Source organism: Nocardioides sp. P5_E3, from assembly GCF_054049275.1.
The window spans coordinates 87812-114261 of the sequence record NZ_JBFUMR010000009.1; the positions used below are offsets into that span (position 1 = coordinate 87812).

At 72.0% G+C, this 26450-nt stretch carries 23 protein-coding genes and 1 tRNA gene; 9 read left to right on the forward strand and 15 right to left on the reverse strand.

What is annotated here, in order from left to right; genetic code table 11:
• Nucleotide 1: 1 nt before the first annotated feature.
• From prfA to argS, 8 genes are all read right to left on the reverse strand, one after another.
• Entirely contained in the window at nt 2-1075 is a 1074-nt protein-coding gene (prfA, locus tag ACXJKB_RS07645) for a peptide chain release factor 1 (protein WP_457186993.1), read from the reverse strand.
• Nucleotides 1076-1190: 115 nt separating this feature from the next.
• Entirely contained in the window at nt 1191-1415 is a 225-nt protein-coding gene (gene rpmE / locus ACXJKB_RS07650; RefSeq protein ID WP_191195131.1) for a 50S ribosomal protein L31, read from the reverse strand.
• A 130-nt stretch (nt 1416-1545) separates the two neighbouring features.
• The gene (rho, locus tag ACXJKB_RS07655; RefSeq protein WP_457186996.1) at nt 1546-3411 is read right to left on the reverse strand and encodes a transcription termination factor Rho; all 1866 of its coding nucleotides are present in this window, start codon (nt 3409-3411) and stop codon (nt 1546-1548) included.
• Nucleotides 3412-3770: 359 nt separating this feature from the next.
• On the reverse strand, nt 3771-4667 hold the full coding sequence (gene thrB, locus ACXJKB_RS07660; protein ID WP_457186998.1) for a homoserine kinase: 897 nt from the start codon (nt 4665-4667) through the stop codon (nt 3771-3773).
• Entirely contained in the window at nt 4667-5746 is a 1080-nt protein-coding gene (gene thrC / locus ACXJKB_RS07665) for a threonine synthase (protein WP_457187000.1), read from the reverse strand. The genes thrB and thrC overlap by 1 nt, the downstream gene beginning before the upstream one ends.
• An 11-nt stretch (nt 5747-5757) precedes the next feature.
• Nucleotides 5758-7074 carry a homoserine dehydrogenase gene (locus ACXJKB_RS07670; protein ID WP_457187002.1) on the reverse strand — a complete coding sequence of 439 codons (1317 nt, stop codon included), beginning with the start codon at nt 7072-7074 and terminating at the stop codon, nt 5758-5760.
• 76 nt (nt 7075-7150) lie between these two features.
• Nucleotides 7151-8572: a diaminopimelate decarboxylase gene (gene lysA, locus ACXJKB_RS07675; RefSeq protein WP_457187004.1), complete on the reverse strand. Its 1422-nt coding sequence runs from the start codon at nt 8570-8572 to the stop codon at nt 7151-7153.
• Between the two features lie 6 nt (nt 8573-8578).
• Nucleotides 8579-10258, reverse strand: coding sequence for an arginine--tRNA ligase (argS, locus tag ACXJKB_RS07680; protein ID WP_457187007.1), 1680 nt, complete (start codon nt 10256-10258; stop codon nt 8579-8581).
• Nucleotides 10259-10352: 94 nt separating this feature from the next.
• On the opposite strand from argS, the gene ACXJKB_RS07685 reads away from it, so the two are divergent.
• From ACXJKB_RS07685 to ACXJKB_RS07695, 3 genes are all read left to right on the forward strand, one after another.
• Nucleotides 10353-10850 (forward strand): thioesterase family protein, encoded by a 498-nt coding sequence (locus ACXJKB_RS07685; protein WP_457187009.1) that lies wholly within the window; start codon nt 10353-10355, stop codon nt 10848-10850.
• Between the two features lie 75 nt (nt 10851-10925).
• Nucleotides 10926-10998 (forward strand) — tRNA-Arg (locus tag ACXJKB_RS07690).
• Between the two features lie 185 nt (nt 10999-11183).
• Complete coding sequence (locus tag ACXJKB_RS07695; RefSeq protein WP_457187011.1) at nt 11184-12611, forward strand: choice-of-anchor P family protein; 1428 nt, start codon at nt 11184-11186, stop codon at nt 12609-12611.
• Nucleotides 12612-12614: 3 nt separating this feature from the next.
• Here ACXJKB_RS07695 and ACXJKB_RS07700 read toward each other — a convergent pair whose 3' ends face one another.
• Both ACXJKB_RS07700 and ACXJKB_RS07705 read right to left on the reverse strand, forming a co-directional pair.
• A complete protein-coding gene (locus tag ACXJKB_RS07700; RefSeq protein WP_457187013.1) occupies nt 12615-13511 on the reverse strand; it encodes an LCP family protein in 897 nt (298 codons plus the stop codon).
• A gap of 11 nt (nt 13512-13522) precedes the next feature.
• A complete protein-coding gene (locus tag ACXJKB_RS07705; protein WP_457187015.1) occupies nt 13523-14137 on the reverse strand; it encodes a hypothetical protein in 615 nt (204 codons plus the stop codon).
• Nucleotides 14138-14329: 192 nt separating this feature from the next.
• Between ACXJKB_RS07705 and ACXJKB_RS07710 the strand changes: the two genes are divergently transcribed.
• From ACXJKB_RS07710 to ACXJKB_RS07725, 4 genes are read left to right on the forward strand one after another with little or no spacing between them, the layout of a single operon-like run.
• Nucleotides 14330-18178 carry a multifunctional oxoglutarate decarboxylase/oxoglutarate dehydrogenase thiamine pyrophosphate-binding subunit/dihydrolipoyllysine-residue succinyltransferase subunit gene (locus ACXJKB_RS07710; RefSeq protein WP_457187017.1) on the forward strand — a complete coding sequence of 1283 codons (3849 nt, stop codon included), beginning with the start codon at nt 14330-14332 and terminating at the stop codon, nt 18176-18178.
• 18 nt (nt 18179-18196) lie between these two features.
• Nucleotides 18197-18373, forward strand: coding sequence for a DUF6104 family protein (locus ACXJKB_RS07715; protein ID WP_168218509.1), 177 nt, complete (start codon nt 18197-18199; stop codon nt 18371-18373).
• Between the two features lie 25 nt (nt 18374-18398).
• Nucleotides 18399-19064 (forward strand): TetR family transcriptional regulator, encoded by a 666-nt coding sequence (locus ACXJKB_RS07720; protein ID WP_457187019.1) that lies wholly within the window; start codon nt 18399-18401, stop codon nt 19062-19064.
• 1 nt (nt 19065) lies between these two features.
• Nucleotides 19066-19590 (forward strand): nitroreductase family deazaflavin-dependent oxidoreductase, encoded by a 525-nt coding sequence (locus tag ACXJKB_RS07725; protein WP_457187021.1) that lies wholly within the window; start codon nt 19066-19068, stop codon nt 19588-19590.
• 42 nt (nt 19591-19632) lie between these two features.
• Here the strand turns inward: ACXJKB_RS07725 and ACXJKB_RS07730 are convergent, their stop codons facing one another.
• Together ACXJKB_RS07730 and ACXJKB_RS07735 are read right to left on the reverse strand one after the other, a co-directional pair.
• Nucleotides 19633-20334, reverse strand: a complete 702-nt coding sequence (locus ACXJKB_RS07730) for an SDR family oxidoreductase (RefSeq protein WP_457187023.1) — start codon at nt 20332-20334, stop codon at nt 19633-19635.
• The gene (locus ACXJKB_RS07735; RefSeq protein WP_457187025.1) at nt 20331-21299 is read right to left on the reverse strand and encodes a zinc-binding dehydrogenase; all 969 of its coding nucleotides are present in this window, start codon (nt 21297-21299) and stop codon (nt 20331-20333) included. Before ACXJKB_RS07735 ends, ACXJKB_RS07730 begins: the two co-directional genes overlap by 4 nt.
• A 70-nt stretch (nt 21300-21369) precedes the next feature.
• Here ACXJKB_RS07735 and ACXJKB_RS07740 point away from each other — a divergent pair, with 70 nt between their 5' ends.
• Both ACXJKB_RS07740 and ACXJKB_RS07745 read left to right on the forward strand, forming a co-directional pair.
• On the forward strand, nt 21370-22611 hold the full coding sequence (locus ACXJKB_RS07740) for a GNAT family N-acetyltransferase (protein WP_457187027.1): 1242 nt from the start codon (nt 21370-21372) through the stop codon (nt 22609-22611).
• Nucleotides 22612-22685: 74 nt separating this feature from the next.
• Complete coding sequence (locus tag ACXJKB_RS07745; protein ID WP_457187029.1) at nt 22686-23897, forward strand: D-arabinono-1,4-lactone oxidase; 1212 nt, start codon at nt 22686-22688, stop codon at nt 23895-23897.
• 10 nt (nt 23898-23907) lie between these two features.
• On the opposite strand, the gene ACXJKB_RS07750 is transcribed toward ACXJKB_RS07745, so the two are convergent.
• The 3 genes from ACXJKB_RS07750 to ACXJKB_RS07760 are packed head-to-tail and all read right to left on the reverse strand — an operon-like array spanning nt 23908 to nt 26438.
• Nucleotides 23908-24828: a DUF6910 family protein gene (locus tag ACXJKB_RS07750; RefSeq protein ID WP_457187031.1), complete on the reverse strand. Its 921-nt coding sequence runs from the start codon at nt 24826-24828 to the stop codon at nt 23908-23910.
• Nucleotides 24829-24864: 36 nt separating this feature from the next.
• Nucleotides 24865-26037: an NAD(P)-dependent malic enzyme gene (locus tag ACXJKB_RS07755; RefSeq protein ID WP_457187033.1), complete on the reverse strand. Its 1173-nt coding sequence runs from the start codon at nt 26035-26037 to the stop codon at nt 24865-24867.
• Between the two features lie 20 nt (nt 26038-26057).
• Nucleotides 26058-26438 carry a S24/S26 family peptidase gene (locus ACXJKB_RS07760; RefSeq protein ID WP_457187035.1) on the reverse strand — a complete coding sequence of 127 codons (381 nt, stop codon included), beginning with the start codon at nt 26436-26438 and terminating at the stop codon, nt 26058-26060.
• Between the last annotated feature and the right edge of the window lie 12 nt (nt 26439-26450).

A 26450-nucleotide genomic window follows, 5' to 3' on the forward strand; every position in this document is an offset into this window, starting at 1 on the left:
CTCAGCTCTCCAGCGCCGCGAGACGCGCAGCCATGTCGGTCTCCACGCAGGAGTCGAGGACCGGCTGGAGGTCGCCGTCGAGCACCTGGTCGAGGTTGTAGGACTTGTAGCCGGTGCGGTGGTCGGAGATCCGGTTCTCCGGGTAGTTGTAGGTGCGGATCCGCTCGGAGCGGTCGACCGTGCGCACCTGCGAGCGGCGTGCGTCGCTGGCCTCGGCGTCGGCGGCGTCCTGGGCGGCCTGCAGCAGGCGACCCCGGAGGATGCGCATGGCCGACTCCTTGTTCTGGAGCTGGCTCTTCTCGTTCTGGCAGCTCGCCACGATGCCGGTGGGCAGGTGGGTGATCCGGACGGCGGAGTCGGTGGTGTTCACGCTCTGCCCACCGGGGCCGCTGGAGCGGTAGACGTCGATGCGCAGGTCGTTGTCGTTGATCTCGACGTCGACCTGCTCGGCCTCGGGCATCACCAGCACGCCCGCGGCGGAGGTGTGCACCCGACCTTGCGACTCCGTGACCGGCACGCGCTGGACGCGGTGCACGCCGCCCTCGAACTTCAGCAGGGCGTACGGCGCCTGGCCGGGCTCGACGGTGCCCCGGGCCTTGACGGCCGCGGTGACGGACTTGTAGCCGCCCAGGTCGGACTCGGTGGCGTCGAGCACCTCGACGCTCCAGCCGCGGGTCTCGGCGTAGCGGGAGTACATCCGCAGGAGGTCGCCGGCGAAGAGCGCGGACTCCTCACCGCCCTCCCCCGACTTGATCTCGAGCAGCGCGTCCTTGCCGTCGGTGGGGTCGCGGGGCACCAGCAGCCGGCGCAACCGCTCACCCGCGGCGTCGCGCCGCTTGGTGAGGTCGTCGGCCTCCTGGGCGAAGGCGGGGTCGTCGGAGGCCAGCTCACGTGCCGCCTCGATGTCGTCGCCGAGGCGGAGCCACTCCTGCCAGGTCGTCACGACGGCCGTCAGCTCGGCGTAGCGCTGGTTGAGCTGCTTGGCGAGGCGCTGGTCGGCGTGGGTCTCGGGGAGCGAGAGGCGTCGCTCGAGGTCCTCGTGCTCCTCGCGCATGCCCTCGACGGCTTCGAACAACGCTGCTCCTCGAGTCGATGGGAGATGGGGGTACGTGCAGACGGCCTGCAGACGACCTGCAGACGACAAGGCGCCGGCCACCCGCGGTGAGCGGGAGACCGGCGCCTGACGTGGACTACTTCGTCTCGGCCGGAGCCTTCTTGGCGTAGCGGGCCTCGAAGCGGGCGACGCGGCCGCCGGTGTCGAGGATCTTCTGCTTGCCGGTGTAGAACGGGTGGCACTGCGAGCAGACGTCGGCGTGGATCGAGCCGGAGGTCGCGGTGCTGCGGGTCGTGAACGACGCGCCGCAGGTGCAGGTCACCTGGGTCTCGACGTACTCGGGGTGGGTGTCCTTCTTCATGGTGTTCCTCTCGATTGCTCCGGGTCGCCCGCGTGGATGCGTAGTGACGTGAACCGGAGCCGGCGCACAAGTGTGCCACCGGTATGAACAACGGCGCCAATCCGGGGATTCCCGCTCGGGAACCCGCGGATCAGCGGGCGCCGACGACCTTGGTGACGGCCTGCGGGGAGTCGGCGGCGGCGAGCTGCTTGCGCAGGTCGCCGACGACGGCGCCCTCGGCCGGGGCGAGCAGCCTCTCCTCGTGCCGGGTGCCCGAGGCCGCGACGTCGACCGCGGGGACGATGCCCTTCGCGGCGCGCTCGGCGCTGAGCACCAGCTCGAGGTTGGCGGCGCCTGCGAGCTCCTCCAGGAAGAACTCGTCGGTGGCCGAGCCGGTCCCGACGGCCACGGTCGCCAGGATGGTCAGCGAGCCGCCGTCCTCGATCGCGCGGGCGGCGCCGAAGAACTCCTTCGTCGGGTGGACGGCGGACGCGTCGACGAGGCCGGCCAGGACGCGGCCGTTGGCCGGCGCGGCGAGGTTGTAGGCCCGCCCGAGGCGCGTGAGCGAGTCCAGCAGGACGACGACGTCGTGCCCGAGCTCGACGAGGCGCTTGGCGCGCTCGATGGCCAGCTCGGCGACCAGGGTGTGGTCGGCCGGCTGCCGGTCGAAGGTCGAGGCGACGACCTCGCCCTTGACGGCGCGCTGGTAGTCGGTGACCTCCTCCGGGCGGGTGTCGACCAGCACCACCATCACGTGGCACTCGGGGTTGTTGGCCGTCACCGACTGGGCGATCGACTGGAAGAGCGTGGTGGCGCCGGTGCGCGGCGGGGCGAGGACCAGTCCCCGCTGGCCCTTGCCGACCGGGGCGGCGACGTCGACGACGCGACCGATCAGGTCGGCGTCCGAGGCCAGGCGCAGCCGCTGGTGCGGGTGGACCGGGACCGCGTCGGCGAACTCCGGGCGCTCCTTGGCGCCCTCGGCCTCGGTGCCGTTGACGCTGTCGATGCGGACCATCGGGTTGAACTTCTCCCGACGCTCGCCCTCGCGCGGCTGGCGCACCTGACCGACCACGGCGTCACCGCGGCGGAGGTGGTACTTGCGGACCATCGACAGCGACAGGTAGACGTCCTCCGGGCCGGGCAGGTAGCCCGAGGTGCGCACGAACGCGCAGTTGTCGAGCACGTCGAGGATGCCGGCGGCCGGCACCAGGACGTCGTCCTCGAGGATCGTGGTGTCGGGCTCGTTGCGGCTGCCGGCCTGGCGGGGCAGCGTCCGGTCGCGTCCGCGGCGGCGGCGGTTGCGACGGCTGCCGCCCTCGCCGTCCTCGTCGTCGTCGGACTGGTGCTGGGCCTGCTGGTCCTGCCGGTTCTGGTCCTGGCGGGCCTGCTGGTCCTGGCGGCTCTGCTCCTGGCGGTTCTGGTCGCGGTCCTGCTTGCCCTGCTGGTTCTGCTGGTTCTGCTTGCCCTGCTTCTGGCCCTGGTCCTGCTTCTGGCCCTGCTGCCGGTCCGACTTCCTCTGGTCCTGCTTCTCGGACCGGTCGGGCTTCTGCTCGGACTTCTGCTCGGAGTCCTGGTCGGCGCCCTGGTCGGCGCGTTGGTCGGCGCGCTGCTCGGACTTCTGCTCGGACTTCTGCTCGGACCGGTCCTCGGGCTGCTGCTCCGACCGCTCGGCCTGCTGCTCGGCCTGGCGCTGCTTGCGGGTGCGGGTGCGCACCGTCGTCTGCGGCGCCGGCTCGGCGGCCGCGGCGGGCTCCGCGGACTTCTGCTGCGGCTGCTCCTGCTGCTGGGCCGGCTGCTCGGGCTGGGTCTGCTTCGCCGGCTGGGCGGGAGCGCCACCGGACTGGTTCGCCCGGATGGCGTCGACGAGCTGCGCCTTCTTCATCGAGCCCGCTCCGGCGATGCCGAGGCCCGCGGCCATCGACTTCAGGTCGGCCAGGAGCATGGAGCTGAGCCCGCCCGACTTCTTGGCGGGCTTGGTGGCGGCGTTCTCCGCAGGAGCAGAGGGGGTCTCGGTCACGTGGATCCTTCGCACGTTGCGTCGCCTCCCGGACCGGTCGAACGGCCGGCGAGGCGGATGGTGGGTCCCGTCCACGCGGACCTCGAGACATCGCGAGGACGGGGACGGGCAGGTACGCCGATCGGCGCGCGGTCAGGTTAGCAGGCGCCCCGCGCGCCGGGAGCCGGTCGGTGCGGAAGAGCGGCACCAGCCCGCTCCGGCCGCCAGGGTGGCGGCACCTCGCAGCCATCCGACTACCGCACACGCAATCTGCCGCCACCCCCGACGGGCTCCCCGCAAAGGTGGCAGCACATCGCAGGTGTCCGGCCACCGCAGACGCAATCCGCCGCCACCGATGCCGCCACCGATGCCGCGAGCGGTCAGGTGAGGCGCGCGCCGTCGACGTCGATCGAGAGCTGGTGCGGGGTCCACCCGCTCGGGCACCGCGACAGCAGGTCGGAGGTGTCGGAGGAGCCGAAGGCCAGCACCGTCGGGCCGGCTCCGGAGACGACGGCGGGCACGCCCTCGGTGCGCAGGCGTCGTACGAGCGCCAGCGTCTCGGGCATCGCGGGCTCGCGCTGGTCCTGGTGGAGCCAGTCGCGGGTGGCGGCGAGCAGGTGCTCGGGCTGCCCGTTGAGCGCGGCGACCAGCAGGGCGGCGCGACCGGAGTTGGCGGCGGCGTCGGCGTGGGGCACGACGTCGGGCAGCAGCCCGCGCGCGACCTTCGTCTCGACCCCCGTGGGCGGGACGAACACCACGGCGGTGACCCGGGGGTCGACCCCGGCGCGGACGGCGTACCAGTGCCCGTCCTCGCGGCCGGAGATCACGAACCCGCCGTAGAACGCCGGGGCGACGTTGTCGGGATGGCCCTCGAGGTCGGCGGCGAGGTCGAAGAGCGCCTCGTCGGAGGCGAGCAGCTGGCCGCCCGCGACGAGCGCACGCGCCAGGACGACGCCCGCGACGATCGCGGCGGACGACGACCCGAGGCCGCGGGCGTGCGGGACGACGTTGCGGCAGGTCAGGCGCAGGCCGGGCGGCTGCTCCCCCATCAGCTCGAAGGCCGCGCGCATGGAGCGGACCACCAGGTGCGACTCGTCGCGCGGCACGCCCTCGGCACCCGCACCCTCGACCTCGACCACCAGGCCCTCGGTCAGCACCTCCGCCTCGAGCTCGTCGCGCAGCGACAGCGCGAGGCCGAGGCTGTCGAAGCCCGGGCCGAGGTTGGCCGAGGTCGCCGGGACGGAGACCCGCACGGGCCCGTCGACGAACTGGGTCATCAGGAGAGGCCGGCTGCGGCGGCCGCCGCGTCCACGTCGGCGTCGACGACCGTGTCGACCAGGTCGCCACACGACTCCAGCGCGGTGGCGGTGTCCTTGAGCCCGTGGCCGGTGACGGTGATCGCCACCGTGGCGCCGGTGAACACCTGGCCGGACTCCAGCGCGGCGAGCAGACCGGCGACGCCCGCGGCCGAGGCCGGCTCGACGAAGACGCCGTCGTTGCGGGCGAGCTCGATCTGCGCAGCGAGGATCTGGGCGTCGGAGAGGGCCGCGAAGCCGCCCTCGGACTCCTTGGCCGCCTGCTCGGCGAGGTGCCACGACGCCGGGTTGCCCACCCGGATCGCGGTCGCCTTGGTCTCCGGGTCGGGGAACGGCTCACCGGTCACCAGCGGCGCCGCACCCTCGGCCTGGAAGCCGAGCATCCTCGGGCGCTTGGTGGCCCGGCCGAGGTCGGCGTACTGCTGGTAGCCGAGCCAGTAGGCGGAGATGTTGCCCGCGTTGCCGACCGGCAGCAGGTGGACGTCGGGGGCGTCGCCGAGGAAGTCGACGATCTCGAACGACGCGGTCTTCTGCCCCTGCAGGCGGACCGGGTTGACCGAGTTGACGAGCTCGACCGAGTAGCTCTTCGAGAGGCCGATGGCCATCGACAGGCAGTCGTCGAAGTTGCCCCGGACCATGATGACCTGGGCGCCGTGCACGACCGCCTGGGCGAGCTTGCCGGCAGCGATCTTGCCCTCGGGGATGAGCACCAGCGGCTTGAGACGTGCCTTCGCGGCGTACGCCGCCATGGACGCCGACGTGTTGCCCGTCGAGGCGCACACGACCGCCTCGGCGCCGAGGTGCCGGGCGTGGGAGATCGCGGCCGTCATGCCGCGGTCCTTGAACGAGCCGGTCGGGTTGTCGCCCTCGACCTTGAGCCACACCTCTCCCCCGGTGAGCCCGGAGAGCCACTCGGAGTGGACGAGGGGCGTCCCGCCCTCGCGGAGCGTCACGGCGGGCATCCCCTCGGGGAGGTCGAGGAGGTCGCGGTACTCCTCGATCACGCCGCGCCACTGGTGGGTGCCGGTGGCGCTGGCCATGCCGCCGCCGTTCACTCCTCGCCTCCCTCGACGCGCATCACCGAGGTGACCTCGCGGACGATGTCCATGCTGCGGAGCTGGTCGACCGTCGCGCTGAGCGCCGCGTCAGGGGCGGCGTGCGAGACGACCACGAGCTGGGCGTCGGCGCCGCGACCCTCCTGGCGCACGGTCTGGATCGACACGTCGTGGTCGGCGAAGGCGTTGGCCACCGCCGCGAGCACACCGGCGCGGTCGTCGACGTCGATCGCCACGTGGTAGCGGGTCCGGGTCTCCCCCATCGGCAGGACCGCGCGGTCGGCGTAGGCCGACTCACCGGCACCCCGCGTCTCGGCGAGGCGGTTGCGGGCGACGGTGACGAGGTCGCCCAGCACGGCGCTCGCCGTGGGCGCGCCGCCGGCACCGGGTCCGTAGAACATGAGCTGCCCGGCGGCCTCCGACTCGACGAAGACCGCGTTGTAGGCCTCGCGGACGCTCGCCAGCGGGTGCGAGCGCGGGATCATCGCCGGGTGGACCCGCGCCGCGACCTGCTCCTGGCCGTCGGGGCCCGGGCGGAGCTCGCAGATGGCGAGCAGCTTGACCACCGAGTCCATGTCGCGGGCGCTGGCGACGTCGGCGGCGGTGACCTCGGAGATCCCCTCGCGATAGACGTCGGCGGCGGTCACGCGGGAGTGGAAGGCGAGGCTGGCGAGGATGGCCGCCTTGGCCGCGGCGTCGAAGCCCTCGACGTCGGCCGTCGGGTCGGCCTCGGCGTAGCCGAGCTCCTGGGCCTCCTCGAGCGCCTCGGAGAAGCCGGCGCCGGAGGTGTCCATCTTGTCGAGGATGAAGTTGGTGGTGCCGTTGACGATGCCGAGCACCCGGGTGACGCGGTCGCCGGCGAGCGACTCGCGCAGCGGCCGCAGAATCGGGATCGCACCGGCGACGGCCGCCTCGTAGTAGAGGTCGCGCTCGGCCTTGGCGGCCGCCTCGAAGAGGGTCGGGCCGTCCTCGGCGAGCAGCGCCTTGTTGGCCGTGACCACGCTCGCGCCGTTGTCGAGCGCGGAGAGGATGAGCGACCGCGCGGGCTCGATGCCGCCGATCACCTCGACGACGAGGTCGACGTCGTCGCGGGCGACCAGGCCCTGGGCGTCGGTCGTCAGCAGGCCGTCGGGCACCTCGACGTCGCGAGCGGCGTCGAGGCGTCGTACGGCGACTCCCACCAGCTCGACGGGCGCGCCGACCCGCGCGGCCAGGTCGTCGTGCTGCTCGCTGAGCAGCCGCACCACCTGCGACCCGACCGCTCCGCAGCCGAGCACCGCCACCTTCAAGGTGCGCTTGTCACCGATACTCATGCACGTACTCGCTTCGCTCCGTGCGCACACGAGGCACGAATCACTCTGCGCTTGATGATTCGCTCGCTTCGCTCACTCATGAGAGAACACCCACATCGGTCGCCAACAGGTCCGCCACAGTCTCTCGTCGCAGCACGGTGAAAGTCTTCCCGTCCCGAACTCCGATCACCGGAGGACGCAGCGCGTGGTTGTAGTTGGACGCCATGGATCTGCAGTAGGCGCCCGTCCCGGGAACGGCGACGAGGTCGCCGGGGCGCACGTCGGCGGGCAGGAACTCGTCCTTGACCACGATGTCGCCGGCCTCGCAGTGCTTGCCCACGACGCGCGACAGCGTGGGCGGGCCGCCGGAGGGGCGGGAGGCGATCGTGGCGGAGTAGTCGGCGTCGTAGAGGGCGGTGCGGATGTTGTCGCTCATCCCGCCGTCGACGGAGACGTAGGTGCGCACAAGCCCGCCGTCGAGGGCGACCATTTTGACCGTGCCGACCTCGTAGACCGTGCACATCGACGGGCCGACGATCGCGCGCCCGGGCTCGATCGACAGGCGCGGGAGCGCGATGTCGAGGGCACGGCACTCGTGCTCGACGATCTTCGCGATCTCGGTGGCCAGCTGTGCGGGGTCGGCCGGGTCGTCCTGGGTCGTGTAGGCGATGCCGAAGCCGCCACCGAGGTCCATCTCGGGCATCTCGACGCCCACCTCCTCGATCACCCGGGCGTGCAGCGCGAGCACGCGACGGGCGGCCACCTCGAAGCCCGAGGTGTCGAAGATCTGGCTGCCGATGTGGGAGTGGAGGCCGAGGAGCCGCAGGCTCGGGGCGTCGTGCACGCGTCGTACGGCCTCGAGCGCGTCGCCGCTGGCGATCGAGAAGCCGAACTTCTGGTCCTCGTGGGCGGTCGCGATGTACTCGTGCGTGTGGGCCTCGACGCCGGCGGTGACCCGCACCATCACGCCCACCGTCCGGCCGAGCTCGGTCGCGACGTCGGCGAGCCGCCCGATCTCGTGGAAGGAGTCCACGATGACCCGACCCACGCCGAGCTCGACGGCGCGCTCGAGCTCGCCGAGGGTCTTGTTGTTGCCGTGGAAGCCCACGCGCGCCATCGGGAACCCGGCCCGCTCCGCGACGGCCAGCTCGCCGCCCGAGCAGACGTCGAGCGACAGCCCCTCCTCCGCGAGCCACCGGGCGACGGTGGTGCAGAGGAACGCCTTGCCCGCGTAGTAGACGTCGAACTGCACCGATCCCTGGCGAGCGAAGGCGTCACGGAAGGCGCCGGCGCGGCTGCGGAAGTCGGCCTCGTCGAGGACGTACGCCGGTGAGCCGTGCTCGCGCACCAGCTCGGGCAGCGGCACGCCGCCGACGCTCAGGACGCCGTCGGACTTCGTCGCCGTCCGCGACCAGAGGAGCGGGACAAGCGCGTCGGGGTCGCTCGGCTCACGCAGCCAGTGCGGGCCGCGCAGCGCGCCGTCCGCGTGGGCCCAACCGGACGGGTGTGCGGTGGGCACGCCCGATCACATCCTCTCGGGGGCCGAGACGCCGAGCAGGTCGAGGCCGTTGGCGAGCACGGTGCGGACGGACTGCACGAGCACGAGGCGCGCCTCGTTGGTCGGCGTGACGGGCTCGTCGCCCATCGGCAGCATCCGGCACTCCTTGGTGTCGTACCACCGGTTGAACACCGCAGCGGTGTCCTCGAGGTAGCGAGCGACACGGTGCGGCTCGCGGAGCTCGGCAGCGCTGGCGACGACCCGCGGGAACTCGGCCAACGCGCGCAGCAGGCGGCCGTCGAGCTCGTGGGTGAGGAGCGAGGGGTCGAAGTCGGCGCCCGGCGACACCATGCCGATGGCGGCGGCGTTCTCCATCATCCGGCAGGAGCGCGCGTGCGCGTACTGGACGTAGTAGACGGGGTTCTCGCTCGAGGCCTTGGTGATCTCGGCGACGTCCAGCGTCAGCGGGCTGTCGGCGGGATAGCGGGCCAAGGAGTAGCGAAGCGCGTCGACGCCGATCTCGTCCACCAGCTCGTTGAGCGTCACGATCGTCCCGGCGCGCTTCGACAGGCGCATCTCCTGGCCGTCGCGCATGATCTTGACCATCTGGCCGATCAGCACGTCCAGCGTCTGCGCCGGGTCGTCACCGACGCACGCGGCCATCGCCCGGAGCCGACCGACGTAGCCGTGGTGGTCGGCGCCGAGCAGGTAGATGCAGTGGTCGAAGCCGCGAGCGCGCTTGTTGAGGTAGTAGGCGGTGTCCGAGGCGAAGTACGTGAGCTCGCCGTTGGTCCGGATGAGCACCCGGTCCTTGTCGTCGCCGAAGTCCGTGGTGCGCATCCACAGGGCGCCGTCGGCCTCGAAGAGGTGACCGTTGTCCTTGAGGCTGCGCAGGGTGTCGGCCACCGATCCGTGCGACTCGTCGGCGTGGAGGTCGCGCTCGGAGAACCACACGTCGAAATGGGTGTTGAAGCCGTCGAGCTGGTCCTGCTGCTCCTGCAGCTGCAACGCGTAGCCCGCCTCGCGGAAGGCGGCGAGCCGCTCGCCCTCGGGCAGGTCGACGATGTCCGGCTGCCGGCGGACGATCTCCGCCGCCAGGTCGGCGATGTAGGCCCCCTGGTAGCCGTCCTCCGGGATCGGGTTGCCGAGCGCGGAGGCCTCGAGGGAGGCGCCGAAGAGGTTCATCTGGTTGCCGCGGTCGTTGATGTAGAACTCGCGCGCCACCGACGCGCCCGCCGCCTCGAGCACGCGCCCGATGGCGTCGCCGAGCACGGCCCACCGGGTGTGACCGAGGTGCAGCGGGCCGGTCGGGTTGGCCGAGATGAACTCGATGTTGATCGACTGGCCGGCCAGGGTCTCCGAGGAGCCGTACGCCGATCCTGCCGCGACGATGTCGGCGGCGACCTGGCCCTGCGCCCCGGCCTCGACCGTCACGTTGAGGAAGCCCGGACCGGCGACCTCGACCTCCGCGACGCCGTCGGCAGCGCGGAGCCGCTCGGCGACGAGGTCAGCGAAGGCGCGGGGGTTGGTCCCGGCCTTCTTGGCGAGCTGGAGCGCCACGTTGGTGGCGTAGTCGCCGTGCCCCTGCTGCCGGGGTCGCTCCACCGTGACCTGGGTCGGTACGCCGTCGGGCAGCGTGATCGCGCCGTCGGCCACGAGGGCCTCCAGCGCGTCGACGATGGTCTCGGAGAGCTGATCGGGATTCACCGGGCAAGCCTATCGGCGGGTCCCGCTGCGGGCCGAACCGGTTTCACGCCGTGGCCCAACGACACCCCGAGGGTCCTGCCCTAGGGTTCGGGGCGTGACGACCCACCCCACCTACGACCAGCTGATCGACCTCCCGGCCTACGTCGAGCAACCCGTGCCGATGCCGTTCGAGGACATCAACGGCCACCTCAACGTCCGCCACTACATCGGCATCGCCAGCGAGGGGCTCGACGAGTCGCTCGTCGAGGTGGGCATCCCGCAGATGTGGCCACTCAGCCACGGACACGCGTGCTTCACCGCCGAGCACCACGTCACCTACCTCAACGAGCTGCGCACCGGCGACACGATGTCGGCGCGGGTGCGCCTGCTCGGGCGGTCCGAGCGGGCCGCCCACGTGCTCGTCTACGTGCTCGACGAGACGCACCAGCAGGTGGCGTGCGTGGTCGAGGAGATCTTCCTGCACATCGACCTCGAGACCCGCCGCACCGCGCCCTGGCCCGACGACGTCGCCGCCAAGCTGGACGCCCGCGTCGCCGAGCACGACAGCCTGCCCTTCCCGGCCGACACGTCCGGGTCGCTCGCCCTGCGCTGAGGCGGTTTCACCACGACGCCGGGCGACCGGTAGTCTTCAGCGCGCACCAGCCCCGGAGCGATCCGGGCGGTGCGGGCCTCCGTAGCTCAGGGGATAGAGCACTGGTTTCCGGTACCAGGTGCCGCAGGTTCGAATCCTGCCGGAGGCGCCCACTGCAAGGCCCGGACCMTCGAGGGTCCGGGCCTTCGTCGTCCCCCACCCGGGCACACCGTCCCCCCGCTCCTGGTGACGGGCGTCACCAATCGGGCTCCGCGTCGTTGAGCGGACGAGGGAGCTACTGGCCGGTCACAAGGGACGTGCCACGTGTCGCTCCCGCGGACCCTGGGAGGGGACATGAAGACAACCCAGCGACGGCTCGCGGCCGCCGTCAGCCTCGGCCTGAGTGCGGCGCTCGCGCTGTCGACCGGTGCCGCGCCGGCGCAGGCCGGCGGCTCGGTCGACGCCCGTGCCGCGGCGTCAGACCAGCTCACCGCCTTCGGCTACCGCGGCGACGTGTACGGCGTGAAGCTGGTGACCGACAGCGTCGAGGCGCTCAACCTCAAGGACGCACACGCGCAGCAGCTGTGCACCCGCTCGGCCGGGAAGGTCGTCGAGCAGCAGAGCGTCGTGTCGGTCCCGGACAACCCGCTCATCCGTGTCTCGGCCAGCACGAGCCGCACCGAGACGTACGCCGACGGCGAGACGCACGGCGTCCGCGGCACCAACACCATCGGCGACATCAGCGTCGGCGGCACGGTCGGTCCGCTGACCACGCCCCGCCTGGTCATCAAGGGACTGCAGACGACCGCGCACGCCTTCCACACCCCTCGGGGCTACGGCCACGACGAGGGCTTCACCTTCGCCAGCATCACCCTCGACCTGCTCGACGACACCGTGGTGCAGCAGCTGCCGCCGGAGCTCCAGCAGCTGCTGGCCCCGCTCGACCAGGTCAGCGACACCGTCTTCACCGGGACCCAGCAGGTCGCCCAGCAGGTCTTCCAGGTGCTGAGCGACGTCACCAAGCCGATCGTCATCCCCGGTCTCGGCACGATCGCGCTCGGCTACGAGAACGGCCGCGCCAACAGCCACAACGCCCAGTCGCAGGCCTCGGCCCTGCGGATCGAGGTCACCGCCGGCGACCGCCGCCAGCTCGTCGAGCTCGGCACCGCCCGCGTCCGGATGGGCGGCCCGGCGCCCGTCGGCGTCTTCCGCTCCGGCGGCACGGCGATGGACTACCAGGCGCTCCAGGGCGCGCTGAAGTTCGGCAACGTCGAGCACAAGGCGCTCCCCTGCCAGGGCACCCGCGGCCGGACGCAGACCTACCAGGTCCCCCACGCCACCCAGCTCGTCCCGGTGCCGGTGCTGCTCGAGGGCGTCACCTACCAGGTCAACGGCGACCAGTTCCGCGCCAAGGCCGGCACGAAGCGCGGCAAGGTCGCCAAGGGCTGGTCGCGCACCGCGATCGGGTCGGTCTCCATCCCCACCGCCCAGCTCGTCATCACCGACGTCAGCTCGCGCGCGGCGATGCGCCAGAAGGCAGGCAAGCGGGTGGGTTCGAAGGTCTCGACCGGCGTCGGGTCCATCACCGTCGCCGGACAGCAGGTGCCGGTCCCCGCGCCCGGGGAGGTCGTCGAGCTGCCGGGCGGCGCCGGTGAGATCCAGCGCCAGCTCGTCGACACCGGCTACCGCGGGTCGCAGGTGATCGGCCTGCGGATCAAGCTCTACTCCGAGGCCGTCGTCATTGACCTGGCCCGCACCGCGGGACGGATCTACGGCTCCTGACCCTCAGCAGCCGCGCAGGGCGGCGTCCTGCCGGGCCTCGCGCCCCAGGCGCCGCGCCTGCGCGACGTCGGGGAAGACCACGCTGGCGGCACCGACGAAGCCGACCCGGCCACGTACCACGCACGTCGAGATCCTGCGCGGGTCCACCTGGGCGACGGCCTGGGCGATCTCGAAGAGCTCCGCGGGCGAGGCGTTGGTGTCGGTGTGGGCCATCACCGTCATCACGCCGCGCTCGATGAAACCGGGCCGGGCGGCCTGCGAGCGGATCCGGGCGTGGATGCCGCGCAGCGTGCGCTGCTGGTTGGCCGAGCGGTCGAAGTCCCCTCCGACCAGGCCCTTGCGGATCCGGGAGAAGGCCATCGCGTTGTAGCCGTCGAGGTGGATGCGGCCCTGCTTGAACCCCTCCTTCTTCAGGTAGGGGTCCTGGAAGCGGCGTGGGTTGGTGACGGTGATGCCGCCGATGTCGTCGACCATGTCCTCGAAGAACGGGAACCGAGTGACCATGACGTAGTCGGGCTCGATGCCGATCAGGTTGCGCATCGCGCCGGCCATCCCCCGCGGACCGGCGAAGTAGAGCGCGGAGTTGATCTTCTCCCGGCCGTGACCGGGGATCGCGACCCACGAGTCGCGCGGAACGCCGATGGCGGTGGCCGACCCCGTGCGGGTGTTGATGCCGACCATCTGCAAGGCGTCGCCCCGAGACCGCGTCATCGCCTCACCCGGCCGGGCGTCCGACCCGACCGCCAGGATCCAGATGACGTCCTGGCCGCCCACGGCGACGCCCTCGGCGTGGCGGATCTTCACCAGGCTGACGTCGGTCGGCTGCACCGCCGACGTGGGTACGACGAACGCGGTGACGGCCAGCACCGCCACGAGGGCGACCGTGCGCAGGAGCTTCATGGTCCGCCCCATCACCGGGCTCCCTTCGCGACGTCGTACCCGAAGACGCGCCAGGCGCCCCGCTTGCGGGTGAGGAAGAGCCGCCCCCGCACGGTGGTGGTGCCGGTCTTCTGACCGGTGGTGTCGAACTTCAGGACGAACTGCGCGGTCACGGCCCTCGCCTGCCGGTCGGTGGCGAGGATGTCGAGGGTGACCTTGCGCTGCCGCGCGGTCACCGAGTCGATGCGCGGGCCGGCGGTCTGGTTGGTCAGCAGCGCCTTGTCGGCCCGGGCGCGCTGCTCGGCGGCCGCGGTGAAGCCGGGGAACGCCGCGGGGAAGCTGCTGCGGGGGTAGGTGCCGCCCAGGTAGGCCGCCTCCCACCACCGGTCGACGACGTCGCCGACCTGCCGGCGCACGACCTTGCGCCGGGCGACCGGGAGCCGGCCGTGGACCCGGTGGATCCCGACCTTCGTGGGCGCCGGGTTCGAGGCCAGTGTCGCCTGCGCGTCGGACCGGCTGAGCCGCTCCGGAGCGGCAGACGGCTCGGCGGACGACTGGCAGGCGGAGGTGAGCGGGACGAGCAGCACGAGCGCGAGTCCCACGAGGCGGCGGGCCCGGTGGGCGTGGCCTGGTGAGGGGCGGGGCATGGGAGCTCCAGGCAGGTTTCGAGCGGACGACGGGGGTGAAACCCGAGAATGGCTACTGGGTGACTACGGGTGTGGTCGACACCATGCCTCACCAGGCGAACCCGGCCCTGCATTTGCGTGCGTGTGCGACTAGCCTTGTCGACGACTTGGTCCATACCTCGCGCGATCACATCTGGAAGAGGCGAAACAAGCGTGGCGCAGTCCCCGAACGGGCAGTCCGGCAACCAGTCCTCGGTTGCACCGTCATCTGACCTGGGAGCCAACGAGTGGCTCGTGGAGGAGATGAAGGAGCAGTACGACAAGGATCCCGGGAGCGTGGGTCCGGAGTGGGCGTCCTACTTCGGCAACGGCAGCGCCGCCCCGGTCCAGGCGGCCCCGTCCGCACCCTCCACGCCCTCCGCGCAGAGCAGCCAGACGCAGACCCGGACCACCACCCAGGCCAGCACCCAGGCGAAGGCGCCGGCGACGTCCCAGGCACCTGCCAAGGCACCCGCGAAGGCCCCCGCCCAGGCCCAGAAGGCTCCTGAGAAGGCCCCTGAGAAGGCCCCGGCCAAGGCCGCCACGTCGACGCCGCGCCCGAAGGCCGCGGCCGACGAGCCGGCAAAGGGCTCCAGCACCCCGGTCGCCAAGGACCCCAAGCCCGCCGCGCCCTCCCCCGCCGACGACGAGCCGACCTACACCGTGCTCCGTGGCGCCCCGGCCCGCACCGCCGCCAACATGGACGCGTCGCTGTCGGTCCCGACCGCCACCTCTGTGCGCTCGGTCCCAGTGAAGCTCCTGTGGGACAACCGCACGGTCATCAACAACCACCTCGCCCGCGCTCGCGGCGGCAAGGTGTCGTTCACCCACATCATCGGCTACGCCCTCGTGAAGGCGCTGCGCTCGATGCCCGAGATGAACGTCGGCTTCGAGGTCCGTGACGGCAAGCCCAACCTGATCACGCCGGCCCACATCAACCTCGGCCTCGCGATCGACATGCAGAAGCCCGACGGCACCCGCCAGCTCCTCGTGCCCAACATCAAGGGCGCCGAGGCGATGGACTTCGCGGCCTTCTGGACGGCCTACGAGGAGATGGTGCGCAAGGCCCGCGACGGCAAGCTGACCGTCGCCGACTTCCAGGGCACCACCATGTCCCTGACCAACCCCGGCGGCATCGGCACCGTCCACTCGGTGCCGCGGCTGATGGCCGGGCAGGGCGCGATCATCGGCGTCGGCGCGATGGAGTACCCGCCGGAGTGGCAGGGCGCCTCCGAGGAGGCGATCAACCGCAACGCCATCAGCAAGGCGATGACGTTGACCTCGACCTACGACCACCGCGTCATCCAGGGCGCGCAGTCGGGTGAGTTCCTCAAGCGCGTGCACGGCCTGCTGCTCGGCGAGAACGACTTCTTCGACGAGATCTTCCGCTCGCTGCGGATCCCCTACGAGCCGATCCGCTGGGCCCGCGACGTGGTCGCCAGCCACGACGACGACATCGTCAAGCAGGCGCGGATCCTCGAGCTGATCCACGCCTACCGGGTCCGCGGCCACCTCATGGCCGACACCGACCCGCTGGAGTACCGCCAGCGCAGCCACCCCGACCTCGAGGTGGAGTCGCACGGCCTCACCCTGTGGGACCTCGACCGCGAGTTCGCGACCGGGTCCTTCGGCGGCGAGGGCCGGCGGTTCATGAAGCTGCGCAACATCCTCGGGATCCTGCGCGACTCCTACTGCCGCACCACCGGCATCGAGTACATGCACATCATGGATCCCGACCAGCGCAAGTGGATCCAGGAGCGCGTCGAGCAGCCGCACGTGAAGCCGCCCCGCGAGGAGCAGCTGCGCATCCTGCTCAAGCTCAACCAGGCCGAGGCCTTCGAGACCTTCCTGCAGACCAAGTTCGTCGGGCAGAAGCGCTTCAGCCTCGAGGGCGGCGAGACCACCATCCCGCTGGTCGACGAGATCTGCGAGGCGGCCGCCGAGACCGGGCTCGACGAGGTCTGCATCGGCATGGCCCACCGCGGCCGGCTCAACATGCTCGCCAACATCGTGGGCAAGAAGTACAGCCAGATCTTCCGCGAGTTCGAGGGCAACATCGACCCCCGCACGGTCCAGGGCTCCGGTGACGTGAAGTACCACCTCGGCGCCGAGGGCGAGTTCGTCGCCGGCTCCGGCGACAAGATCAAGGTGTCCGTCGCGGCGAACCCCTCGCACCTCGAGGCGGTCAACCCGGTCCTCGAGGGCATCGCCCGCGCCAAGCAGGACCTCCTCGACCAGGGCGAGAAGTTCCCGGTCCTCCCCCTGCTGGTCCACGGCGACGCCGCGTTCGCCGGCCAGGGCGTCGTGGCCGAGACGCTCAACCTGTCGCAGCTGCGCGGCTACCGCACCGGCGGCACCGTGCACGTGGTGATCAACAACCAGGTCGGGTTCACCACCGCGCCCGGCTCCTCTCGCTCCTCCCTCTACGCCACCGACGTGGCGCGGATGGTGCAGGCGCCGATCTTCCACGTCAACGGCGACGACCCGGAGGCGTGCATCCGCGTCGCCCGGCTCGCCTTCGACTACCGCCAGGCGTTCAACAAGGACGTCGTCATCGACCTCGTCTGCTACCGCCGTCGCGGCCACAACGAGGGCGACGACCCGTCCTACACGCAGCCGCTGATGTACGACCTCATCGAGCAGAAGCGGTCGGTGCGCAAGCTCTACACCGAGTCGCTCATCGGTCGTGGCGACATCACGATCGAGGAGGCCGAGCAGGTCCTCAAGGACTACCAGCAGCAGCTGGAGCGGGTCTTCACCGAGGTGCGCGAGGCGAGCTCCGAGGCGCCCACCGAGTGGACGACCGTCCCGGACTACCCGGACAAGCCGGCCGGCGACTTCTCCACGGCCGTCACGCCCGAGGTGCTCAAGCGGATCGCCGACAGCTACGTCACCCCGCCGGAGAACTTCACCGTGCACCCCAAGGTGATGCCGCAGCTGCAGCGCCGCTCGGCAGCGATCACCGACGGACCGATCGACTGGGGCACCGGCGAGATCCTCGCCTTCGGCTCCCTGCTGATGGACGGTCGCCCGGTGCGGCTTGCCGGCCAGGACTCGCGCCGCGGCACGTTCGTCTCGCGGTTCGCCACGATCATCGACCGGGTCAACGCCGACGAGTGGACGCCGCTGACCAACCTCACCGAGGACCAGGCGAAGTTCCACGTCTACGACTCGCTGCTGTCGGAGTACGCCGCCCTCGGCTTCGAGTACGGCTACTCCGTGGCGCGGCCCGAGGCGCTGGTCCTGTGGGAGGCGCAGTTCGGCGACTTCGTCAACGGCGCGCAGACCGTCATCGACGAGTTCATCTCCGCCGGTGAGACCAAGTGGCGCCAGCAGTCGGGCGTGGTCCTGCTGCTCCCCCACGGCTACGAGGGACAGGGTCCCGACCACTCGTCGGCGCGCATCGAGCGCTTCCTGACGATGTCGGCCGAGGACGCGATGGTCGTCGCCCAGCCCTCGACGCCCGCGTCGTACTTCCACCTCCTCCGCCGGCACTCGCTCGGCGAGGAGCACCGCCCCCTGATCGTCTTCACCCCGAAGTCGATGCTCAAGCGCAAGGAGGCGGCGTCGCAGCCCGCCGACTTCACCGGGGACACCACCTTCCGCGCGTTCATCGGCGACGACAACGCCGACCGCGACAAGGTCGAGACGCTCATCCTGTGCTCGGGCCGGGTGACGTGGGACCTCATGGTCGACCGCGGCAAGCGCGACAACGGCGACGCGTTCGCCATCGCTCGCGTGGAGCGGCTCTACCCGAACCCCGTCGAGGAGATCAAGGCCGAGGTGGCGAAGTACCCCAACCTCAAGGCGATCCGGTGGGTGCAGGACGAGCCGCGCAACATGGGCCCGTGGCCGCACTACCAGCTCAACGTGTGGCCCCAGCTCGACATGACCGTCGAGCCCGTCACCCGCCCGTCGTCCGCGTCGCCGTCGGTCGGCACGGTCAAGCGCCACGTCGAGGAGCAGAAGGCGCTGCTCGACGTGGCCTTCGAGTCGCCGCGCGCGGCCGGCCACGACTACTGAGCCGGCTGGGGAGCAGCGGTGTACTTCACCGATCGCGGGATCGAGGAGCTCGAGAGGCGCCGGGGTGACGAGGAGGTCACCCTGGCGTGGCTCGCCGAGCAGTTGCAGGCGTTCGTCGACGCGCACCCCGACTTCGAGGTGCCGATCGAGCGGCTGGCCACCTGGCTGGCCCGGCTCGACGACCCCGAGGACTAGGCCCCGCGTGTCCTAGGCTCGCGTCATGACGTCCGAGCCCGAGCTCCTGACCGGCGAGCAGCCGTCCAGGGGCGCGGGCGAGACCCGGGCCGAGCGCAAGGAACGCACCCGGCGGGCCATCCTCGACGCGGGACTCACCCTCTCGGCCGACTCCAACCTGTCGGCCATCTCGCTCCGGCAGGTGGCCAAGCAGGTCGGGGTGGTCCCCACGGCGTTCTACCGTCACTTCGACTCGCTGGAGCTGCTCGGGCTCGCGCTGGTCGACGAGAGCTTCCGCTCCCTCCGGTCGATGCTGACGGACGTGTGGCGCCACGCCCCGGAGTTCCGCGACTTCATCGACGGGTCACTGCCGATCGTCGCCGAGCACGTCCGGGAGAACCGGGCGCACTACGCCTTCATCGCCCGGGAGCGGGTCGCCGGTCCGCCGCGGGTGCGGGAGGCGATCGGCCGCGAGATCGAGCTGATCACCCGCGAGCTCGCCTCCGACATCGCCCGCAGCGGCGCCGCCGAGCACTACTCCAGCGCCGACATCGGGCTGCTGGCCGACCTGATCGTGTCCTTCGTGGTCACGATGGCCGAGCGGCTGGTCGACGACCCCGACTCCGAGGAGCGCACCCTCGCCCAGGCCCGCACCCAGCTGCGGATGCTGCTCGTGGGCGCGCTCGGCTGGCGCTCGCGAGAGGGCACCTGAGGTGGGCCGCGACCTGGCCGCCGACCTCGGCTACTCGCACGCCACGGGCAACCCGCTGCACCGGGCGGTGCGCTGGGGCGCCGGCACCCGTGCCGGCGGCTGGGTGTTCTCCCACGTCCTGCGCCACCTCGACGATGCCGTCGGTCGGCTCACCAGGGGACGACGCAGCGCGCCGGGCCTGCTGGCCGGCCTGGAGGTCCTCGACGTGACGACGACCGGGCGCAGGTCGGGACAGCGCCGCACCAGCCACCTCATCGCGGCGCCGTACGACGGCACTCTGGCGCTCCTCGGCACCAACTTCGGCCAGGCCGCGACGCCTGCGTGGGCGCTCAACCTCGAGGCCGATCCGCGAGCGACGCTCACCTACCGCGGCGTCACGCGCGAGGTGGTCGCCCGGGCCGCGACGCCCGCCGAGGCCGAGGAGGTCTTCGCGCTGGCGGCACGCTTCTACCCGGGCTACGCCCGTTATCGACAGCGCGTCGGTGAGCGCCGGCGGATCCGGGTCTTCGTCCTGCAGCCGGCCTGACCCCGATCGGACCAGGCGCGGACCAGGCGCGGACCGGGCGCGTCAGGTGCCGGAGCGCGGCACCACCGGGCGGACCGTCACGTCGGGGATCGTGGCGTCGGCCGGCAGGTCGACGACGTGGAGGATCGTGTCGACGACCGTCTCGGGGCTGATCCATCGCGCGGCGTCGTAGGTGCGCCCCTCCTGCTCGTGGACCTTCTCCTGCATCGGCGTGGCGGTGCGGCTCGGGTAGACGGTGCTGACGCGCACCCCGTGCTCGACCTCCTCGGCCCGCAGCGCGTCGGCGAACGCGCGCAGGCCGAACTTCGAGGCGGCGTACGCCGACCACTCGGCGCCGGCCGCCAGCCCTGCGGAGGAGTTGACGAAGACGAACGTGCCGCGGGCGGCGCGCACGTGCGGCAGCAGCTCACGGGTCAGGACCGCCGGCGCCGTGAGGTTCACCGTCACCTGCTCCTCCCACTCGGCGAGCCGCAGCCGCTCCACCGGCGCCAGGTCGACCACGCCGGCGACGTGCAGGACGGAGTCGACGGGCCCGTCGACCTGCCGCCCCACGCCGTTGAGGGTGCCCGGGTCGGCCAGGTCGGCGACCAGGAGCTGGGCGTGCGGGAACGTCCGGGCGAGCTCCGCTGCGCGGGCGTCGCTGCGGGCGAGCAGGACGAGGCGGTCACCCCGGTCGGCCAGGCGGCGGGCCAGCGCGAGCCCGATGCCCGACCCGGCCCCGGTGAGGACGTGCGTGCGGGTCATCGGGTGAAGACGATCTTGCCGAAGACGTCGCCCTCCGCCATCGCGGCGAAGCCGTCGCGGGCCTCCTCCATCGGGATGGCCCGGTCGACGACGGGGCGGGCGCCCGTGGCGTCGAGGAACTTCACCAGCAGGTCGAGCTCGCCGCGGGTGCCCATGGTGGAGCCGATGATCGAGAGCTGCTTGAAGAACACGTGCGTGAGGCCGGGGTCGCCGACGTCGGGGCCAGAGGTGGTGCCGCTGATGACGATCCGGCCGCCCGGGCGCAGCGAGCGGACGGAGTGGGTCCAGGTGGCCTTGCCGACCGTCTCCATGACCGCGTCGACCTTCACGGGGAGCCGCTCGCCGGACTCGAACACCTCGTGGGCGCCGAGCTGACGGGCCCGCGCACGCTTGGCCTCGTCGCGGCTGGTGGCGAGGATCGTGAGGCCCGCCGCGCGCCCCAGGGTGATGAGCGCGGTGGCGACGCCACCGCCGGCGCCCTGGACGAGCACCGTCTCGCCGGGCTTGCAGCCGCCCTGCACGAAGAGCATCCGGTAGGCCGTCAGCCACGCGGTGGGCAGGCAGGCCGCCTCCTCGAAGGAGAGCGAGCCGGGCTTGGGGACGAGGTTGCGCCGCGGCACGACGACCTGGTCGGCGAAGGTGCCCTGGTGGCGCTCGGAGAGCAGCGACCGGCCCGGGTCGTCGGCCTCGTCACCCGTCCACCGGGGGTCACCGATGACGCCGTGGACGACGACCTCGTTGCCGTCCTCGTCGACGCCCGCGGCGTCGCAGCCGAGGATCATCGGCAGCGACTCCTCGCGCAGGCCCACCCCGCGCAGCGACCACAGGTCGTGGTGGTTGAGGCTGGCGGCCTTCACCGTCACCGTCGCCCACCCGTCGGGGGCCTCGGGAGCCGGTCGCTCCCCCACCACCAGGCCGCTCAGCGGGTCGTCGGGAGAGAAGGACTCGGCGTAGACGGCGAACATTCCTCGACCCTAGCGAGTGGCTCGCCTTATCCGGTTGCGGGTCCTCGCGCCGACAGGTTGGGTTGAGACGGTGAGCATCGACGTACGTCCCTCGGAGGACCCTGCGAAGTACCTGGCCACCGACCAGCTCGTCTGGTTCGGCGAGGTCACCGACGACGACGCCGACCACCTGCGGCTCGGACTCCCGGAGGACCAGCGGTTCGTCGTGGACCTGCCCGACGGTCCCGGCGACCTGCACAGCGGCATCTACGGCGTGCGCCCGATGGAGATGTCGCTGCCCGGCGGCGACGTCGTACCGATCGCGGGCCTGACCTGGGTCGGCGTCCACCCCGACGCCCGCCGCCGCGGCGTGCTGGCGGCGATGATGACCGACCACCTCGCCCGCACCCGCGACGCCGGCACCGCCATCTCCGCGCTCCATGCGAGCGAGGCCGCGATCTACGGCCGCTTCGGCTACGGCAACGCGGTGCTCACGCACCAGGTCTCGCTCGGGCGCGGGACGACGTTCACCGCCCCGCACCTCGAGGACGAGGTCGCCGGGATCACCACCCACCTGCTCGACATGGCGGCACCGGGCGTGACCGAGCGGATGCGCGCCTGCCAGCTCGCCGCAGCGCCCGACTTCCCCGGCACGATCATCGGCCTGCCCGACTTCTTCACGCTCATGGCCCACGAGACGCCCGACCAGCTGCGCGACAAGGAGCGCCGCCGCATCATCTTCGCCCGTCGCGACGGCCAGGACATCGGCTTCACCAGCCTGCGGCGCGAGCACAAGTGGAGCGACGCCCGCCCGTCCGGCACCGTCGTGGTCGGCACCTTCTGCGGTGGCCCCGCCGCCCGGCTCGCGCTCGCGCGCCGCGTCGTGGACCTCGACCTGATGGGCACGACCAAGCTGGAGAACGTCGGCGTCGACGACCCGGTCCTCGGCTGGGTCGGCGGACCCCGCGGCACCGGCGACCTCAAGACCTGGGACAGCACCTGGGTCCGCCTCGTCGACGTCGAGGCGGCCTGGCCGATGCGGTCCTACGAGTCCGACTGCGACGTGGTCGTCGAGGTGCAGGACCGCCACGCACCCTGGAACGCCGGGCGCTGGCGCCTCACCGCCTCCTCGGGCTCGGGTGCGGCCTCGCGCACCGACTCCCCCGCCGACGTCGCCCTCGACGTGGCCGCCCTCGGTGCCGGCTTCCTCGGCCACGGCATCGGCGGGCTGCTCCGTGCGGGTCTCGTGCAGGAGCACCGCCTCGACGCGTACGCCGAGCTGGCGCGCGCGATGCGCACTGCCGTCGCGCCGGAGCCGTCGATCGGTTTCTGACCTCCGCCGGTCCAGCGCTGGCGGCCAGTGGTCCACCGTTGACGGCAGGTCCGCCGCTGGTCAGGCTGACCCGCATGACCTGGACCAACTGGGTGGGCAACCAGTCCTTCGCACCCGCGTCGACCGCCGCTCCCCGCGACGAGGACGAGGTCGCAGCCCTCGTGCGGCAGGCCGCCGGGCGCGGCCAGCGCGTCCGCGTCTCGGGCGCCGGGCACTCCTTCACGCCGGTGGTCCAGACCGACGGCCTGCTGCTCGACCTCTCGGCACTGCGCGGCGTCGTGGGCACCGACGTCGCGGCGAAGCGCGCGACAGCGCTCCCCGGCACGTTGATCCGCGACTTCTACGAACCGCTGTGGGACGTCGGGCTGGCGCTGCGCAACCAGGGCGACATCGACACCCAGCAGATCGCCGGCGCGGTGGCGACCGGGACGCACGGCTCCGGCACGCGCTACACGAGCCTGTCCGGCGTCGTGCGCGGCGTACGCCTCGTGACGGCGACCGGTGACGTGCGCGAGATCGGCGAGGCGGACCTCGACCTGCTGCACGCGGCCCAGGTCTCCGTCGGCATGCTCGGGGTCGTGACCCAGCTCGAGCTCGCGGTCACCGACGCCTACCGGTTGCGTGAGCACGTCAGCCTCCGGACCTGGGACGACGTGATGGAGCACTGGGGCCAGCTGGTCGACGAGCACCGCCACTTCGGGATGTTCTGGCTGCCGACCGAGGAGTCGGGTGCGCTCTACAACCTCGACGGCCACGGCGAGCCCCTGGCCGACCAGTGCTACGTCAAGGTCTACGACGAGGTCGGCCACGACGTGCCGGACGACGACACCGTGGGCCGCCGCGTCGACCGGTGCTACCGGATCTTCCCGATGGTCTACGACCCCAACTTCCACGAGCTGGAGTACTTCGTCGCCCTCGACCGCGCTCCCGAGGCGCTCCACGCGATGCGCGAGCTGATGCAGCGCAGCCTCCCCGACTCCGTCTACCCGCTCGAGGTGCGCACGGTCGGGGCGGACGAGGCCTTCCTGTCCCCGCAGTTCCGGACGCCCACGGTCGTCATCTCCGTCTCCGGCACGCCGGGCACCGACTACTGGGCCTACCTGCGCTCGGTCGACGCGCTCCTCGCCGGGTTCGACGCCCGCGTCCACTGGGGCAAGCTGCACTTCATGACGCCCGAGCGGCTCCGCGAGCTCTACCCGCGGGCCGACGACTTCGTCGCGCTCCGACGCGAGCTCGACCCGCAGGGCATGTTCCTCAACGACCACCTGCGGCCGTTGTTCGAGTAGGCCGCAGCCGTCAGAGTCGTACGTGGAGGGTGGCCGCCCAGGACGCCGCGTCGGGGTCGTCGACGTCGGTGACGGCGTACAACGTCGCCGCTGTCTCGTCGGCGTCCAGCACCATGAGTCCCTCGACCTTGAGCACCTGGCCCGCGTGGTCAGGCAGGGGCACGACCTCGACGACTTCGTTGCCGCGGATCCGCACGAGAGCCGTCGCCGTCACCGGCCCGTCGTCGCGGGGGTTGGGGCTGTCCTCGGCCGCCGCGCACGCGAGCAGGTCACCGCCCGGAAGCGCGACGACGTCGGTGATCGCCAGGCCCACCCCGCCCACGGACCCGAGGTCGTAGTGGCGGGGACGGGTGACCCGCAGATCTGCTGCGTCCACGTCGCCGAGTGCGGCGGACCACACCGCGTCGAGGTCGAGGTCGACGCTCCCGGACGGAAGTCCCGCCGAGGGCAGCCCGCGATGGAACCATCGCAGGCTGCGCCCGACGACGCAGGCGCCCTCGAGGTTCAGCGCGTCGAGATCGATGTCCAGCGCGGCCGCAGCTGCGGCGTACACCTGGGCCATCTCGCTGACGACGACGTGCGGCGTGCCGTCCTCGAGCCGAACCAGGCACCACGTCATCCGCCTCGGCGACGAGCCCGAGCCCATCACCAGCACGGCCTCCTCGCCGTCGACCTCGACGCGGCAGGCCGTCTCGAGGTCGGGCTTGAGGACCTTGGTGCCCGACCCCTCGTCGAACACCTCGTGCCCCTCGACGGGCGGGAGGAGTCGCACGCGGATGGGCTCCACGCCCGGTCGGAACCACGCCGCGTGCGTCGCGTCGTCCGACACCACGAGGCGACCGTCGCCGAGGCGGACGACCGCGGACGCTGCCCGCACGGGACTCCCGTCACCGAATCGGAGCAGCTCCGCCCCGGACACCTCGACGTGCATGACGCGATGCTGCCAGACCCGGCGCGCCGTTGGCGATCAGCGGCGGGCGACCCCGTCGCGCCGGGCAGCGTCGGCGACGGCCGCCCGCACCGCACCCGGGACCCGAGGGTCGAAGGGCGAGGGGATGACCAGGTCCTCGCGCAGGTCGTCACCGACGAGCTCGGCGAGGGCGGTGGCCGCAGCGACCTTCATCCCCTCCGTGATCGCGGTGGCGTGCACGTCGAAGGCCCCGCGGAAGATGCCGGGGAAGGCGAGGACGTTGTTGATCTGGTTGGGGAAGTCCGAGCGGCCGGTGGCCACGACCCGGGCGTACTTGTGCGCCAGGTCCGGGTGCACCTCGGGCGTCGGGTTGGCCAGGCCGAAGATGATCGCGTCGTCGGCCATCGAGGCCACGGTCTCCTCGGGCACCTGGCCGCCGGAGACGCCGATGTAGACGTCGGCGCCGGCCATCACGTCGGCCAGCGTGCCGCGGCGCCCGAAGTGGTCGGCGGTGTCACGGGCCAGCGCGGCCTTGACCTCGGTCAGGTCCGACCGCGACGAGCTGAGCACGCCCTGCCGGTCGAGGACCGCGATGTCCTTGATGCCCGCCTCGAGCAGGATGCGCGCCACGGCGACGCCGGCAGCACCGGCGCCCTGCACCACCACGCGGACCGTCGCGGCGTCACGGCCGGTGAGCCGGAGCGCGTTGGTCAGTGCGGCGAGGGCGACGACGGCGGTGCCGTGCTGGTCGTCGTGGAAGACCGGGATGTCGAGCCGCTCCTTGAGCCGCGCCTCGATCTCGAAGCAGCGCGGCGCGGAGATGTCCTCGAGGTTGATCCCGCCGAAGCTCGGCGCCAACCGGACGACGGTCTCGATGATCTCCTCGACGTCGGTGGTGTCGAGGCAGATCGGCACGGCGTCGACGCCACCGAACTGCTTGAACAGCACCGCCTTGCCCTCCATCACCGGCATCGCGGCCGCCGGGCCGATGTCACCGAGGCCCAGGACCGCTGTGCCGTCGGTGACGACGGCGACCGTGTTGGGCACCCACGTGTAGTGCTGGGTCAGCGACGGGTCGGCGGCGATGGCCTCGCACACCCGCGCCACACCGGGGGTGTAGGCGAGGGACAGCTCGTCTGGGCCGGCCAGGGCGACCGTCGCGTGGATCTCCATCTTGCCGCCGACGTGCAGGTCGAACACCGGGTCGCCGGCGTGCGGGTGCGAAACCATGCCGGCGATACTCGCACAGCTCAGCGGCCCCGGAGCCTGCGTCCCACACGTGGGGAAGGCCACACCCGCAGGCGGACGACGGCCAGCACGTCGGCCTCGGGGATGGGTCCGCGGTGTCGCGAGTCGACCCCCTCGTCGGGGTTGTCGCTCAGCAACCACCAGCCGTCTGCGCCGGAGCGCGTACGACGTTCCTCGACCGCGCGCTTGACGGCCACAGTGCCGTCGGCGAAGCGGGCGACGACGAGGTCACCCGGCCGGGGCGGGGCGCCGTAGCGGACGAGCAGCAGGTCGCCCTCGCGCAGCGTCGGGAGCATCGACCGGCCCCGGACCAGGGCCGTCCCGAACGGCGGCCCGGAGCGCCCACCCCGGGGGGCGGGACCCCGCTGCCGACGCCGCTTCACGCGGAGTAGTGT

Bases quoted from the DNA above. Each gene is read 5' to 3' on its own strand.
- rpmE (WP_191195131.1), bottom strand. From the start codon at position 1,415: ATGAAGAAGGACACCCACCCCGAGTACGTCGAGACCCAGGTGACCTGC.
- thrB (WP_457186998.1), bottom strand. From the start codon at position 4,667: ATGACCCAGTTCGTCGACGGGCCCGTGCGGGTCTCCGTCCCGGCGACC.
- thrC (WP_457187000.1), bottom strand. From the start codon at position 5,746: ATGGCCAGCGCCACCGGCACCCACCAGTGGCGCGGCGTGATCGAGGAG.
- ACXJKB_RS07670 (WP_457187002.1), bottom strand. From the start codon at position 7,074: ATGAGTATCGGTGACAAGCGCACCTTGAAGGTGGCGGTGCTCGGCTGC.
- ACXJKB_RS07695 (WP_457187011.1), top strand. From the start codon at position 11,184: ATGAAGACAACCCAGCGACGGCTCGCGGCCGCCGTCAGCCTCGGCCTG.
- ACXJKB_RS07700 (WP_457187013.1), bottom strand. From the start codon at position 13,511: ATGAAGCTCCTGCGCACGGTCGCCCTCGTGGCGGTGCTGGCCGTCACC.
- ACXJKB_RS07705 (WP_457187015.1), bottom strand. From the start codon at position 14,137: ATGCCCCGCCCCTCACCAGGCCACGCCCACCGGGCCCGCCGCCTCGTG.
- ACXJKB_RS07720 (WP_457187019.1), top strand. From the start codon at position 18,399: ATGACGTCCGAGCCCGAGCTCCTGACCGGCGAGCAGCCGTCCAGGGGC.
- ACXJKB_RS07730 (WP_457187023.1), bottom strand. From the start codon at position 20,334: ATGACCCGCACGCACGTCCTCACCGGGGCCGGGTCGGGCATCGGGCTC.
- ACXJKB_RS07735 (WP_457187025.1), bottom strand. From the start codon at position 21,299: ATGTTCGCCGTCTACGCCGAGTCCTTCTCTCCCGACGACCCGCTGAGC.
- ACXJKB_RS07745 (WP_457187029.1), top strand. From the start codon at position 22,686: ATGACCTGGACCAACTGGGTGGGCAACCAGTCCTTCGCACCCGCGTCG.
- ACXJKB_RS07750 (WP_457187031.1), bottom strand. From the start codon at position 24,828: ATGCACGTCGAGGTGTCCGGGGCGGAGCTGCTCCGATTCGGTGACGGG.
- ACXJKB_RS07755 (WP_457187033.1), bottom strand. From the start codon at position 26,037: ATGGTTTCGCACCCGCACGCCGGCGACCCGGTGTTCGACCTGCACGTC.